The organism is Polynucleobacter sp. JS-JIR-II-50 (genome assembly GCF_018687895.1).
GTDB lineage: Bacteria > Pseudomonadota > Gammaproteobacteria > Burkholderiales > Burkholderiaceae > Polynucleobacter.
In genome coordinates, this window is record NZ_CP061307.1 from 209,288 (window position 1) to 223,866 (window position 14,579).

The window sequence follows — 14,579 nt, forward strand, 5'->3', positions numbered from 1 at the left end:
GCGCTAGCAACATCAGCCGCTGCTTGGCCCTTCCCAACTGGCACACGTCCTTAATTGGACGGGTGTTATTAGAAGGGGTCTCTCACGAGACCCCTTTTTTATTGCCTAAAGTTTGCTTGACTCAGATTCGAGTCGGGGCGCGCATAAAGCGCTTAGAAACTAAAACCAAACGCCGTTTTGAATTGCTCTGCGATCTGATCTTTGCTGAGTTGGTGATTTTGTGGTCCCTGGTGGGTAATTTTGATTGAACCCATCAAGCTAGCTAGTCGACCGGTGGTGTCCCAGTCCATCCCATTTTCTAAACCAAACAGCAATCCACCGCGGAATGCATCTCCGCAACCTGTTGGATCCACTACTTTTGCAGCTGGTACTGGTGGAATAGCGATAACCTTGCCGCCAACATAAATATCAGCCCCCTCGGCGCCTTTGGTAACGATGAGCGCTTTTACTCGCTCAGCTACTTTGGCCAAGCTCAAGCCCGTTCTTTGCGAGAGCATTTCTCCCTCGTAATCATTTACTGCCAAGTAGCTAGCAATATCGACCAATTCCAAAAGCTCAGGACCATTAAACATTGGTAAACCTTGGCCTGGATCAAAGATGAATGGAATATTGGCATCGGCCAATTGATGACAGTGCTCCCACATTCCTTGGCGACCGTCGGGTGCAACGATTCCTAATTTCGCTGGACCCTTAGCGTTCTTGCTGCGTTCAGCCACAACAGTCGAGACTTGGTTAAGGTGGGATTCACCCATAGCGCCCGGATGGAAAGCGGTAATTTGGTTGTTAGCTTGATCGGTGGTGATCATGGCTTGCGCAGTAAAGGCTTGATTGATCTGGCGAATATGGCTTGCATCAATTTTGAGTTGCTCAAGGCGGCTCATGTAGGGCGCAGCATCACCACCCACTGTGGCCATGATGATTGGATCTCCGCCTAAAAGATTGAGGTTGTAAGCGATATTGCCGGCGCATCCACCAAATTCACGGCGCATTGTTGGTACCAAAAAGGCCACATTCAGGATATGAATCTGCTCGGGGAGGATTTGATCGGCAAATTTGCCTTCAAAGTTCATGATGGTGTCGTAGGCGATAGAGCCACAGATCAAGCTAGCCATAAATTACTTTCTTTATAAAAATAGGGAATAAATGCGGTGTTTATGAATCGATTTAGGGGTAGAGCACTCGAACACGATAGCCTGCAGCATTTAGTGGAAGAGAAATGGGTAACTCAAGTTGAAGAATTTCGCCGGAAGGAATTCCTTTTTTTAAAAAGTCAGGATTTTTCTCTTGCCAAACTTTAGGTAGCCACTCTTGTGGAGTGAATTGCAGTGATTTGATTTCAGTTTCCTCTGCATCAGTCAAAGAAATTTCTAAATTTGGAGCTAAAACGGCAATAGCTAGACGATTTTGTATCTCAACTTGCAGCAGAGATTGATTTGCGGGGTTTTTAAGGCCTTCTCGCGCGTTTTCTGGCGCAAGTGCAGCTGAAGTTATTTTCCATGCAGAAAAATCGCTCACAGTGCGATTTAGACATCCTAGTGCACGACAAAGTTTTGCATCAATGCGTTGTAAAACATGAAACGCGCTAACGGAAATGGAGTTCGATGTTCCATCAATTCGTGGCGCCAAAGCGGGAAGCAGTGAATTTCTGGAGAGATGTTCTCCAAAAACCAGGAGTAGCAGAAGTAAAACGGCTAGAAGGACTAACTTAAGACTTTTTTTTTGAGCAGGTGCAGCAAAAGTGGAGTCAGGATTACTTTCTTTGTCCTTGATTAGAGTGCCGTGCAAGCAAACCCAACCTTCACTCTCTTTCCAAACGGAGAGCTTTAGCCATTGGCTATAGGTAGCAATCACCTCTTCTGCTTGGCGGGCAAGTACGCCAGATAAAACAATACGTCCGCCTACTTTCATCTTGTTGACTAAGGCAGGAGCAAGAACTTGTAGTGGATTTGCCAAAATATTGGCCATCACGATGTCGTATTTAGTTTCGGCAGCCAGCTCGACAGCGCCTTCGTTTGGCAAGACAAAGCGAATGGTGGTGTTGTTGATTTCTGCATTGCTGCGAGCAGCTACCATCGCCTGAGGATCAATATCGGTGCCGATCACTGGGTTGCAACCCAGCTTTGCGGCAGCAATTGCCAAAATGCCTGAGCCACAACCGTAATCCAAGAGACTTTGATTCTGCAAATGAGTTTGTTGTTCAAGCCAAAGAAGGCACAAATGCGTAGTTGGGTGACTACCAGTGCCAAATGCGAGACCTGGATCAACCGCAAGGCAGATCGCATTGGGATCAGTTGGTGCATCGTGCCAAGATGGCACTACCCAAATCCGTTCACCAATCTGAATGGGTGCAAATTGACTTTGGGTTAAACGAACCCAGTCTTGTTCTTCGACTGTTTTTTCTTGAGGAGGCGCTAAATGAAAGCCTGCCTCTTTAAGGGATGCAAGTAGTTCGGGAATAAATTCTGCACTGCCTGAAGCATCAATCTCTGGATTAAAGAGGGCGGTTACTGCTGATCTATCCCACGCCTGTACTTCTGGAGAGAGGCCTGGCTCACCATAGAGTGGGTTTTCGTCATAGCCACCAGCCGCATCATCTTCAACAGTAACGGACAGGGCGCCTAAATCCAAAAGCGCGTCACCCAAAGGCTCGGCGGTTTCAGCGGCTACCGTGAATATCAGCTCACGATAAGACATGAAGCGCTTTCATCATTAGGATTTACCGCGACTCGCAGCTTGCTCTTCTAAGCGATGCTCTAAGTAGTGAATGCTGGTGCCGCCTTCAATGAAGTTCGGATCTAACATGAGCTCACGGTGGAGTGGGACGTTGGTTGTAATGCCGTCAATCACCATCTCAGAGAGCGCAATCTGCATGCGGCGAATGGCTTGCTCACGAGTATTGCCGTAAGAAATCAATTTACCAATCATGGAGTCGTAGTTTGATGGCACCACGTAACCACTGTAAGCATGCGAATCAACTCGAATACCAGGACCACCAGGCATATGGAATGAACCAATTTTGCCTGGGCTCGGGGTGAACTTGAATGGGTCTTCAGCATTCAGACGGCACTCAATGGCATGACCACGGAAAACAATGTCTTTTTGGCGATAGCTGAGTTTTAGGCCGGCGGCAATGCGAATTTGTTCTTGAACAATATCCACGCCAGTGATCATTTCAGTTACTGGATGCTCAACTTGAACGCGGGTATTCATCTCAATGAAGAAGAATTCGCCATCTTCGTAGAGAAACTCAAATGTACCTGCGCCACGGTAGCCAATCTTGCGACAGGCTTCTGCGCAACGTTCACCAATTTTGGCGATCAAGCGACGATCAATGCCTGGTGCCGGCGCTTCTTCAATGACTTTTTGGTGGCGACGCTGCATAGAGCAATCGCGCTCACCTAACCAAATAGCATTGCCATGGGTGTCGGCCAAAATCTGAATCTCTACGTGACGAGGTTTTTCTAAAAACTTCTCCATATAGACTTCTGGATTGCCAAAAGCACGGCCCGCTTCTTCCCGGGTCATATTGACTGCGTTGATCAGTGCGGCTTCAGTGTGAACCACTCGCATACCGCGACCACCGCCGCCACCAGCAGCCTTAATAATTACCGGATAGCCAACTTTTTTTGCAGTCGCAATAATTTCTTTTGGATTATCAGGAAGCGCGCCTTCTGATCCAGGTACACAAGGCACACCAGCTTTAATCATGGCGCGTTTAGCAGAAACCTTGTCACCCATCAGGCGAATAGACGCAGCTGTAGGGCCAATAAAGGCAAAGCCAGATTTTTCAACCCGCTCTGCAAAGTCTGCATTTTCAGAAAGGAAGCCATAACCAGGATGAATGGCCTCTGCGTCAGTAACCTCCGCTGCCGAAATAATCGCCGGCATATTGAGATAACTTAATGGAGAAGGCGCTGGCCCGATACAAACAGCTTCATCGGCAAGCTTTACATACTTCGCTTCTTTGTCTGCCGTGGAGTACACCACCACAGTTTTAATTCCCAACTCGCGGCATGCGCGTTGGATGCGGAGAGCAATTTCTCCCCGATTGGCAATCAGAATCTTATCGAACATGTCGGCTCTGAGTTAAGTAACGGTGAATTGGAATTGAGCTAAAGGCAGTCAATTAAGCGATGATGAAAAGCGGCTGGTCAAATTCAACACCTTGACCGTTTTCACAAAGAATTTCTTTGATCACACCAGCATGCTCGGATTCGATTTCATTGAGCAACTTCATTGCCTCAATAATGCAAAGTGTTTGACCTACTTTTACCGTGTCGCCAATATTGACGAAGTTTGGAGATTCTGGGTTTGGCGCGCGGTAGAAGGTTCCCACCATTGGTGAGCGTGCGATAGAACCAGTTTCAGCAGCAGGTGCTTCAATAGCAGCTACTGCTGGAGCTGGTGCACCAGCCACTGGCGCGGCTTGCATTGTTTGTGCAGGCGCTGGATTGGCATAAACCATTTGGCCAACTGGCGCAGGAGATCCAGCGTTCACAATGCGAACACGATCTTCGCCTTCATTTACTTCTAACTCTGAAATGCCTGATTCAGAAACTAGGTCAATCAAGGTTTTTAGTTTTCTCAGATCCATACGAGTGCTTCCTCTCTTCTCATTCTTTAAATAGTTTTATTTCTGCAAACGAGCAATGGCTGCTTGAAGGGCTAATTCATAGCCAATCGCGCCAAGACCACAAATCACCCCGGTCGCAATATCGGACAAATAGGAATGTTTACGGAATTCTTCGCGCTGATGAATGTTGGATAAATGAACTTCTATAAAAGGAATGGCTACCCCAGCCAAGACATCGCGTAATGCAACGCTCGTGTGGGTGAAGGCGCCTGGGTTGATGACAATAAAATCAACCCCATCTTGTTTAGCCTTTTGAATGCGGTCAATTAACTCGCCTTCATGATTGCTTTGAAAAGTGCCGAGGTCAACGGACTGCGCTTTTGCCAGTTCGCCTAGCTTTCGGTGGATATCTTCTAGGGTAGTTGTTCCGTAAACATCGGGTTCACGGGTACCTAATAGATTTAGGTTTGGGCCCTGAATTACGAGAATTGAAGCTTTTTTCGACATAGATCCCTGTTTTTAGAGGCAGTTAAGCGTAAATTGCTAAATAACTTCATGCTCGATTGCTTATAAAGGGAAGTATACCTTTTAAAAGCTGGGACAAGACCAAAAACTCGCTGTAAAAACAGGAATTTTCATCGATTTTAGGGGTGGATATTAAAATAAATGCTTAATTATTAGGCAAAAATTGATCAGTAGATAAATCCAATTAAACCTTAAAAATACTTATAAAGCGGATTTAATTGCACTTCTGATGTCATCTTCGCTTATCTTACCTAATTTGCTATAGCTAGCCTTACCCTTGGCATTGATGATGATGGTGTAAGGAAGGGCGCCTTGGGAATTTCCTAGTTGCTTAGAAAGATTGCTACCTTCAAGACCGCCAATCATAATCGGATAGCTCACTCGTGTTTTTGAAAGAAATTCACGAATATTAGAGGGTGAATCGATACCAATACCGACAAATAAGACATTTTGCTGCAAAAACTCTTGCTGAAGCTGGTCTAAAGTGGGCATTTCTTCAACGCATGGGGGGCACCAGGAGGCCCAAAAGTTCACCACCAGCACTTTTCCTTGCCATTTTTGGGTGTCGACTGTTTTTCCATCCGGCGTTTGCCAAGAATTGGCAAAAAATGCTTTCACAGCAGGATCGCTGGCCAAGCCACTTTTATAAATCCATTGAGAAGTTAGTACGCCTCCAAGGAGTGCTAAAAGACTAATTGCGACGATGATGATTAATTGTCTACGGTTCATTGCAACTCCTTCGCTAAAATTCGCTAATGCATATACATATCTTGGGCATTTGCGGTACTTTCATGGGCGGCATTGCCGCAATCGCGAGGCAGGCTGGACACCGCGTTACTGGTTGTGATGCCAACGTGTATCCACCAATGAGTACGCAACTTGAAGCCCAAGGCATCGAACTGATTGAGGGATTCTCACCTGATCAATTATCTCAGTTTGAGACCATGCCTGATTTATTCGTGATTGGCAATGTGGTTTCTCGCGGCAATCCATTGATGGAAGCAATTCTGAATCAAGGGCTACCCTATATCTCTGGGCCACAATGGTTAGGCGAGCAAGTTTTGTATGGACGACATGTTCTGGCCGTAGCGGGTACGCATGGCAAGACAACTACTTCAGCTATGTTGACTTGGATTTTGGAATTCAACGGTTACAAGCCTGGTTATCTCATTGGTGGTGTTCCTCTGAATTTCACGGTATCTGCACGTTTAGGTGAAAGTAAATATTTTGTTATTGAAGCTGATGAATATGACACTGCTTTCTTTGATAAGCGCAGTAAGTTTGTTCACTACCGACCACGTACTGCGCTGTTGAATAACTTGGAGTTTGATCACGCCGATATTTTTGCTGATCTTGCGGCAATCGAAACTCAATTTCATCATTTAGTGCGCACTGTTCCTGGTGATGGTTTATTGGTCGTAAATGGTGAGGAGCCCGCATTGGCGAGCGTGATCACGCGTGGTGCTTGGGCGCCTGTAGAGCGGTTCGGACAAGAACTCACAAACGAATGGTCTTTGATTGCTCAGGAGGCTGATGGCTTCATTGTGCGCAAGGTAGGTGAAGCAGTGGCCACTGTGAAGTGGGCGCCTGATTCTGGTGTGATGGGTAGACATAACCAACTGAATGCACTTGCGGCGATTGCTTGCGCAAATCATATTGGCATATCGCCAGCAGATTCTGCACGTGCATTGGCAGAATTTAAGAATGTAAAGCGTCGCCTGGAAACGATTGGTGTTGTAAATGACATCACGGTCTATGATGATTTTGCCCACCATCCAACCGCGATCACGACTACAGTTGATGGTCTTCGGCGCCGTGTTGGTAAAGCACGTATCTTGGCGGTACTGGAGCCACGTTCAAATACGATGAAGCTCGGTGTGATGAAAGCCCAACTTCCTGGAAGCCTGGAAGCCGTTGATAAAGTGTTTGCCTATGGTGCTAATACCGGCAAGGAATCATTGGGCTGGGATTTGGCAGAAGTCTTATCCCCTCTCAATACAAGCGAGCAAGGCAAGGCACATGCCTTTGATGAACTTGAGGAATTAGTAAAGGCCGTTGCGCATGAGGCTCAGCCTGGCGATCATATTTTGGTAATGAGTAATGGCGGGTTCGGTGGCGTGCATCAGAAAATATTAAAAGCTATTTCGGCGCAGTAAAAAAATACAAGTAAATACAGAAAGCAAATCATGGGCGATAGATTGAAAGACAAAGTAGCCATCATTACCGGCGCTGCAAAGGGTATTGGTTTTGCTACTGCTCAGCGTTTTGCAGAAGAAGGCGCAAAGGTCATCATTACGGATATTAGCCTGGAGGCTGTTGATAGCGCGGCTGAAAAAACGCCTAATGCCGAAGGCTACGCCATGAATGTCACTGATCGCGCTAGCATTCAGTCAGTCGTAGATCAGGTAATGCAAAAGCACGGACGGATTGATATCTTGATTAACAACGCTGGCATTACTCAAGATGCACGCTTAATTAAGATGACCGAAGCACAGTTCGATACCGTGATTGATGTCAATCTGAAGGGTGTATTCAATTGCACTCAGTTAATCGTGCCGCATATGCTGGAAGCGGGCTCTGGCGCAGTGGTCAATGCATCAAGCGTTGTGGGGCTCTATGGCAATTTTGGCCAAACCAATTACTCAGCTACTAAATTTGGAGTAATTGGTTTTACAAAAACATGGGCACGTGAATTAGGATCCAAAGGCATTCGAGTCAATGCGGTGTGCCCAGGTTTTATTGCCACTGAAATGGTCATGGCCATGCCAGCAAATATTGTGCAAGACATTGAAAAGCGTAGTTGGCTTGGTCGTCTAGGCACCCCAATAGAAATGGCAAATGTGTATTTATTCTTAGCGAGCGATGAGGCAAGCTATGTCAATGGAGTGGCATTAGAGGCCAGCGGCGGGATCTCGCTCTAAGCATGAATCTTTTATACGAAGAAGGTGGCGATATTAAGATCGCCACAGTCCAGTCTGCTTCAGGGGCTGGAGATGCAGAGTCTTGGCAAGCCACCAGCCTTTCTGGAAAAAAGATCAAGCTCAAGGCCAAAGAGGTATGGCTGCGTTTTGAAAAGCCAGAAGCTCAAATGACTATGGATGAAGCCAACACACTCACTGCTGATATTGATTTGCAGCTCCTTTGGGACTGTGCGCCTGATGAAGAGTTTGGCTTGGTTGATGTGGCGCATGAGTACTTTGGCTCACAAGCGAGCATTCCGCAGCAAGTTGCTCTGGCAATTGCCTTGCAAGGTGCACCAGTATTTTTCCGTCGCAAAGGGCGCGGTCGCTTTCAGAGGGCGCCACTAGAGCAGTTGCAGGCTGGATTGGCTGCTTTAGAGCGCAAGCAAAAAGAGCTCGAACAGCAATCCGTTTGGCAGCAAGAGTTGGTTGCTGGCATCTTCCCTGAAATGCTGAAGTCTTCAGCTAAGCAGTTACTTTTTTCTCCTGATAAAAATACCTCTGCATACAAGGCATTAGTAGCTGCTTGTACCGAGACCGGAGAATCTTCTGCGCAACTGATGATTCGTTGCGGTGCTATTGACTCTCCTTTGGCGTATCACCAGGGCTTGTTCCTGAAGGCGCATTTTCCGAATGGTGCAGATCACAATTCAGCGATCGAGGTCAATCAAGATTCTTATGCTGCTGCAGTTGCTGAGTTGCCGCTTGCAGATGTGCAAGCATTCTCCATTGATGATTCGGGTACCACGGAGATTGATGATGCTCTATCCGTTACAGTAATTGAGGGCGGGCATCGAGTAGGTATTCATATCGCCGCTCCTGGATTAGCAATTTCAAAAGATGATCCATTAGATCAAGTAGCCCGTAATCGAATGTCCACGGTGTACTTTCCGGGTGACAAAATTACGATGCTGCCCGATTCAGTAATTGAGCAATTTTCATTAGATGAGGGCATGCCTAGACCGGCCTTATCGATCTATGTTGATATTGATGCTGAAGGCGTTGCTAATCGAGCGAGCTTGCAGATGCGTGCCGAGATGGTGCCGATGGCCGCCAATTTGCGCCTGGAAAATATTGAGCACCTCGTAAGCGAAGAGAGTCTGCTTGATGAGGACGCTAATTACCCTTACCGTAAAGAGTTGGCGACCTTATGGCAGGCTGCCAAACTACTTCATGCGGGTCGTCAAGAAAAGCGCGTAGCAAATGGTTTGCGTGCTGAGCAGTTAGGTGTCATAGATCCAAATGCCCTGGCAAGAGACTTTCATTTTCAGATTCAAGATGTTGATGGGGTACAGCGTGTAGAAATCACCCCACGTCAACGCGGTTCTATTTTGGATACGATTGTTGCTGAGTGGATGATTTTCTGTAATAGCGCCTCAGGACAGCTTCTAGCAGATCATGGCCTTCCTGGACTATTCAGAACTCAAAAGGGTTGGGGTCCATTGCGCACCCGGATGCAAACGACCCCTGGACCTCATGAAGGCCTTGGTTTGGACTATTACGCCTGGTGTACATCTCCTTTACGTCGGTATTCTGATTTGGTAAATCAATGGCAATTAATTGCGCTGGCAAAGCATGGCGTCACCGCCAAGATGGTTGCCCCATTCCCGCCGAGAGACGCTACCTTGATGGGTATTGCTGCTGACTTTGAATCTTGCTATCAAGCTTATGGCGAGTTCCAAGATCGATTGGAGAAGTACTGGTGCTTGCGTTGGATCATTCAAGATGCTGAATCGAAAACGGTACATGTCCGCCATTTAAAAGAGGGTATGTCTAGAGTGGAGTTAGTACCTCTTCATCTACCTATCCCTGAATTGGCAACCCATCCGCGCATGACCCGTGCGGAAGTGGTGATCGCAGATGTAGATTTGCTGCAGCTAAGTGCTGGCGTTCGTGTGTTGGAGATCGAGGCAAAAATTGAATCTCCCGAAAAAACTTCGACTGATCAGGCTGCCGAGCAGGCTCCAGAGCAAGTGGTTTCGGATAATCCCAAAGAAGATGCTAGCCCAGATTAAATCGCTGGAGTTTCCTTGTCCTGAAGGGCTTGGTAAGGCTTTGCGTTATTTGCGAGGCGCTTGGAGTCGCCATCCATTTCGGTTTGCCCTGTGCGCTTCGCTACTGATCCACATTCTTTTTTTATCTTTCCGCTGGGGTGTGGGAGAGATCCAGAACCGCAGACTCAATACCCCACTGAGCGTGGTTTTAGTAAACGCTAGCAATAAAACGCCACCTCAAAAAGCGAATAAGTTGGCCCAAGCAGATTTACAGGGTGGTGGCAAAACAGAAAATCAAGAAGCCACCGCAACGCATCGCGCCAGATTGGGTGCTGAGGCTAGGCTCGAGGTTTTAGAAAAACAGCAAAAGGAAATGCTCGCAAAGTTGGACGAGCAGCGCACTCGTTCAGGTGGTCGCAAGAGTGGCGATGAACAAAAAATTACACCCCAATTAAATTCTTTAGAAGCTGAGTTAGCCAAACGCTTGCAAGCTGACGGCAAAGAGCCTAGACGTAAAGTGTTGACTGGAGCCAATACCAAAGCAGTCACGTTTGCGCATTATTACGATGCGATGCGTCAAAAGATTGAGGCTTACGGTAGCGCTTTTTTCCCAAGGGCGAGCGGACATCCCTTGTACGGCAGTCTAGTCATCGTCGTTAGTGTTGATAACCAAGGCAGAATCACTACAAATGCTCAAGGCAAGGATGGGCTCTCGGTTGGTCGTAGTTCTGGCAATCCTGAATTGGACCGCCAGGCGCTGGCAATTGTGAGAGCCTCCGCACCATTTGGTCCTTTCCCTTCTGAAATGCGTAATCAAATCGATGTCTTAGATTGGATCTCTACCTTTGAGTTCACGCGTGATGGTGTCGATCGCCTAGAACTACGTCATTAATAGCATTTAAAAAGTTTACTAACTCAGTTTACAAATTCGCTTATTCTGTAGTCATCATGAGTTCTAACGATTCCGCCTCCTTACACACCGATCTAAGCCTTTTTGCTGGTGTGGATGTCTATGCGGTTGCGGGCAATCCGATTTCTCACAGCAGATCCCCAGCAATACACCAGCGGTTTGCGGAACAAGCAAATCAACGGATGCACTATGGCCGTCTTCAGCCGGAGATAGGTTCGTTTGCTCCAGTAGCCAAATCTTTTTTTGCCGCTGGCGGTAAAGGCATGAATGTCACTGTGCCTTTTAAGCTGGATGCTCAAAACCTGGCGGATGTATTAACACCGCGAGCGCAATTGGCTGGCGCTGTGAATACTTTATGGAAAACAGAAGGCAAAATTTTTGGTGACAACACCGATGGTGCTGGTCTAGTGCGTGATTTACTGGCTCAAGGTATTGCGCTGCATAGCGCTCGCATTTTATTAATCGGCGCTGGCGGGGCCGCACGGGGCGTGATTGGCCCTTTGCTGGAACAATCCCCTAAGTCCCTCATCATTGCTAATCGTTCCAGCGCAAAGGCAAATGAGTTGGTAAAGCTATTTGCAGATTTAGCCGGCTCTAAGGAGGTGGCCCTAGAATCGCGCACCTTGGCTGATTTAGAGGATGTTGCAAAAACTCAGTATCCATTTGATTTGGTGATCAATGCCACAGCTGCTGGTTTAACCGATGAGTCCCCATTGACGCCTGAAGCGGTAGCTAATATTTTTGTGCCCAGCTCTTTCGCTTATGACATGGTCTACGGCAAAACTACCGCCTTCATGCAGCAGGCCTTACAAAGAGGTGCTCGCGTGAGTGATGGTCTTGGAATGTTGGTTGAGCAGGCGGCCGATGCATTCTTGCTATGGCGGGGCGCGCAATTAGCGACTGCGATTGACCCCCGGGCAGTCTTAGCAGAGTTACGCAGTTAATTTGCCCTGATGCGCTGGCTTCTATATCCAGTGAAATGTTTGCTCGCAGGATTTATCGCCATGCAAATCTTTTTCGCCTTGCAGATTGCTTTGTGGATTAGCTTGGATCCCAGTAGCACTGCATTTCAGAGGGCTGAGCGTTGGCGCTTATGTACTTGGCATTGGACCTGCCCAGTGCAATCTCATTGGGTGTCTTATGACAAGATCTCGAATAATGTAAAACGTGCTGTTTTAGTCAGCGAAGACGATATCTTCTTTCAACACAAGGGTGTGCGGGTAGAGGATATGCAGAAGGCTTGGCAGAAAAATCAACAGCAAAACCAGCAAAAAACCCAAGCAGGGAATAAATCCAAAATAGCGTTACGCGGTGGATCCACGATTACCCAGCAATTAGCAAAAAACTTATTTCTTTCTTCAGAGCAACACTATTTGCGCAAGGGCCAGGAGCTAATCATCGCCGGGCTCTTGGAGTTGATACTTTCTAAGCAGCGATTGTTTGAGATTTATCTGAATTCTGTAGAGTGGGGGGAGGGCATTTTTGGAATTGGTGCTGCTTCTCAGCATTATTTCGCTACAAGTCCAGCAACCCTAGATCGGGACCAAGCTGCTGCTCTAGCTTCAGCGCTGCCAGCACCAAAGTGTTTTGATAAGCAACAGTATTGCCGTCGAGGCAGTATTAATTATTCCGCTCGCCAAGAATTTGTCTTGGAAAATATGGATAGAGTTGCCTTGGCGCCTTACCCAAAGAGTGGTTCGGGTAAATAATTCCTTGTTTTACTTAACTATTTGTTTGCAGCAGCTCGAAGTGCATCCCGAGTACTCATGGCAACGACTCTAGCCGCGTCAGCAAAATCAGCGCCTGAACTGGCATACAGAATCGCTCGAGAAGAATTGATGATCATCCCTGTGCCTGGCTTGCCGGTTATTTTTCCTGCACTGACAGTGGCATCGATATCGCCACCCTGAGCGCCAATCCCTGGAATCAATAAGGGCATATCACCAACAATAGTGCGTACCTTGGCAATTTCTTCTGGGAAAGTGGCGCCAACTACCAGACTGATCTGATCAGAACTATTCCACTGTTCTGCAGCCAGTTTGGCCACATGCAGATAAAGAGGCTCGCCATTGGGTGCCACATTCAGGAACTGCAAATCGGACCCGCCAGGGTTGGATGTGCGGCAGAGCACAATAACTCCTTTGCCTGCGTGCTTTAGGTAGGGCTCGATTGTGTCAAAGCCCATGTATGGATTCACGGTTACTGCATCAGCGCCATAGCGATCAAAGGCCTCCAGGGCGTAATGGTCGGCAGTGCTGCCGATATCTCCACGTTTGGAATCCAGGATGACTGGGATGTGGGGATATTTATCTTTGAGGTGCTTGATCAGTTTTTCTAGTTGAGCCTCCGCTCTTTGGGAGGCAAAGTAAGCAAATTGAGGCTTGAAGGCGCAGACCAAATCCGCGGTCGCATCAGCGATTTCTCGGCAGAACTCATAGATACCCTCGGCATTCCCTTGTAAGGAGGGGGGCAGGCGCTTTGGGTCTGGGTCAAAACCAACACACAGCATGCTGCCTTGGGAAGCCCATGCGGACTGGAGTTGCTGGTTAAAGGTATTTGAGCGAGAGTTCATTGGATTTGGCTTATTTTAGTGAAACTGTCATGCCCTATAGGATAAACTAGCGCACATTCCTTAGGAGTTCACCATGATCAACTTGTTCGTCCTGCAAAATGGCCGCCTCTCTCAAGAGCAAGTCGAAGATCGCAATGAATTGTTGCAATATGCCAATCCTATTTGGATTGACGTGGTTGATCCAGAAGAAGAGGAATTAATTTGGATTAAAGAGGCATTTGGCGTACTTTTGCCTGAGTTAGATGACTTGGGCGACTTAGAAGCATCTGCGCGTTATTTTGAAGCAGATGATGGCCATCTCCACATCCGTACTGATTTCTTATTGGACGAAGAAGAAACCTCTCGCAACGTTCGAGTAGCGTTTGTTCTGACCAAGCAAGTATTGTTCTCAATTCATGACGAAGATTTGCCAGTGTTCCGTTTGGTTCGCTTGCGTGCGCGTTTGCGTCCTGGTTCAGTGAGCAATGCTAAAGATGTATTGCTGGATTTGTACTCAACAGATGCTGAGTATTCTGCCGATGCTTTGGAAGAGGTTTATGAAAACCTGGAGCAAGCTGGTAAACGAGTCTTGCAAGATGACATCAATGATGCTGACGCAGAGCAAGTCCTCGAAACTATTGCCAAAGAGGAGGATACCAACGGACGTATTCGTCGTAATGTGATGGATACCCGCAGAGCCTTATCGTTCCTCATGCGCAGCAAGTTACTCTCTGATGAGCAGCAAGAAGAAGCGCGTCAAATTTTGCGCGATATTGATTCCTTGGAAAACCATACCGCCTTCTTATTCGACAAGATTAACTTCTTGATGGATGCTACCGTCGGTTTCATTAACTTGAACCAATCCAAGATCATCAAGATCTTCTCGGTGGTATCCGTAGCCTTAATGCCGCCAACTTTGCTTGCAAGTATTTGGGGTATGAACTACAAGCATATGCCTGAGTTAGATGCGACTTGGGGTTATCCAATGGCGATTGTTGCAATGGTAATCTCTGCAATCATTCCACTCTGGTATTTCCACAGCAAAGGCTGGATGAAGTAATTGGCA

General features: G+C 47.2%; 14 protein-coding genes and 1 pseudogene. 7 read left to right on the forward strand and 8 right to left on the reverse strand.

Annotated elements, in window-relative coordinates; all coding sequences use genetic code 11:
• Window positions 1-152: 152 nt before the first annotated feature.
• The 7 genes and pseudogenes from FD963_RS01135 to FD963_RS01160 form a co-directional block, all read right to left on the reverse strand.
• Window positions 153-1,112 (reverse strand): carbohydrate kinase family protein, encoded by a 960-nt coding sequence (locus FD963_RS01135; protein WP_215362566.1) that lies wholly within the window; start codon window positions 1,110-1,112, stop codon window positions 153-155.
• 52 nt (window positions 1,113-1,164) lie between these two features.
• Window positions 1,165-1,785 (reverse strand): DUF3426 domain-containing protein, encoded by a 621-nt coding sequence (locus tag FD963_RS10325; RefSeq protein ID WP_371818489.1) that lies wholly within the window; start codon window positions 1,783-1,785, stop codon window positions 1,165-1,167.
• A pseudogene (gene prmA / locus FD963_RS10330) lies at window positions 1,774-2,694 on the reverse strand (50S ribosomal protein L11 methyltransferase); the annotation flags it as partial. The gene FD963_RS10325 and the pseudogene prmA, both read right to left, overlap by 12 nt.
• A gap of 15 nt (window positions 2,695-2,709) precedes the next feature.
• Window positions 2,710-4,074 (reverse strand): acetyl-CoA carboxylase biotin carboxylase subunit, encoded by a 1,365-nt coding sequence (gene accC, locus FD963_RS01145; RefSeq protein ID WP_215362568.1) that lies wholly within the window; start codon window positions 4,072-4,074, stop codon window positions 2,710-2,712.
• Between the two features lie 52 nt (window positions 4,075-4,126).
• Window positions 4,127-4,594: an acetyl-CoA carboxylase biotin carboxyl carrier protein gene (accB, locus tag FD963_RS01150; RefSeq protein WP_215362569.1), complete on the reverse strand. Its 468-nt coding sequence runs from the start codon at window positions 4,592-4,594 to the stop codon at window positions 4,127-4,129.
• A gap of 36 nt (window positions 4,595-4,630) precedes the next feature.
• Window positions 4,631-5,080 carry a type II 3-dehydroquinate dehydratase gene (gene aroQ / locus FD963_RS01155; protein WP_215362570.1) on the reverse strand — a complete coding sequence of 150 codons (450 nt, stop codon included), beginning with the start codon at window positions 5,078-5,080 and terminating at the stop codon, window positions 4,631-4,633.
• 219 nt (window positions 5,081-5,299) lie between these two features.
• Entirely contained in the window at window positions 5,300-5,827 is a 528-nt protein-coding gene (locus FD963_RS01160) for a TlpA disulfide reductase family protein (RefSeq protein WP_215362571.1), read from the reverse strand.
• 26 nt (window positions 5,828-5,853) lie between these two features.
• On the opposite strand from FD963_RS01160, the gene mpl reads away from it, so the two are divergent.
• Genes mpl through mtgA form a run of 6 tightly spaced genes read left to right on the forward strand, consistent with a single transcriptional unit; the run spans window position 5,854 to window position 12,671 of the window.
• A complete protein-coding gene (mpl, locus tag FD963_RS01165) occupies window positions 5,854-7,254 on the forward strand; it encodes a UDP-N-acetylmuramate:L-alanyl-gamma-D-glutamyl-meso-diaminopimelate ligase (RefSeq protein ID WP_215362572.1) in 1,401 nt (466 codons plus the stop codon).
• Window positions 7,255-7,284: 30 nt separating this feature from the next.
• Complete coding sequence (locus FD963_RS01170) at window positions 7,285-8,019, forward strand: beta-ketoacyl-ACP reductase (RefSeq protein ID WP_215362573.1); 735 nt, start codon at window positions 7,285-7,287, stop codon at window positions 8,017-8,019.
• 2 nt (window positions 8,020-8,021) lie between these two features.
• Window positions 8,022-10,073, forward strand: coding sequence for a ribonuclease catalytic domain-containing protein (locus FD963_RS01175; protein WP_251367254.1), 2,052 nt, complete (start codon window positions 8,022-8,024; stop codon window positions 10,071-10,073).
• Window positions 10,057-10,944 (forward strand): energy transducer TonB, encoded by an 888-nt coding sequence (locus tag FD963_RS01180; protein WP_215362574.1) that lies wholly within the window; start codon window positions 10,057-10,059, stop codon window positions 10,942-10,944. The genes FD963_RS01175 and FD963_RS01180 overlap by 17 nt, the downstream gene beginning before the upstream one ends.
• Window positions 10,945-11,000: 56 nt before the next feature.
• Window positions 11,001-11,906 carry a shikimate dehydrogenase gene (gene aroE, locus FD963_RS01185; RefSeq protein WP_215362575.1) on the forward strand — a complete coding sequence of 302 codons (906 nt, stop codon included), beginning with the start codon at window positions 11,001-11,003 and terminating at the stop codon, window positions 11,904-11,906.
• Window positions 11,907-11,915: 9 nt separating this feature from the next.
• Window positions 11,916-12,671: a monofunctional biosynthetic peptidoglycan transglycosylase gene (gene mtgA / locus FD963_RS01190; RefSeq protein ID WP_215362576.1), complete on the forward strand. Its 756-nt coding sequence runs from the start codon at window positions 11,916-11,918 to the stop codon at window positions 12,669-12,671.
• Between the two features lie 17 nt (window positions 12,672-12,688).
• On the opposite strand, the gene pyrF is transcribed toward mtgA, so the two are convergent.
• Window positions 12,689-13,534 carry an orotidine-5'-phosphate decarboxylase gene (pyrF, locus tag FD963_RS01195; protein WP_215362577.1) on the reverse strand — a complete coding sequence of 282 codons (846 nt, stop codon included), beginning with the start codon at window positions 13,532-13,534 and terminating at the stop codon, window positions 12,689-12,691.
• 73 nt (window positions 13,535-13,607) lie between these two features.
• Here pyrF and corA point away from each other — a divergent pair, with 73 nt between their 5' ends.
• Window positions 13,608-14,573, forward strand: coding sequence for a magnesium/cobalt transporter CorA (gene corA, locus FD963_RS01200; protein WP_072583348.1), 966 nt, complete (start codon window positions 13,608-13,610; stop codon window positions 14,571-14,573).
• Window positions 14,574-14,579 lie beyond the last annotated feature (6 nt).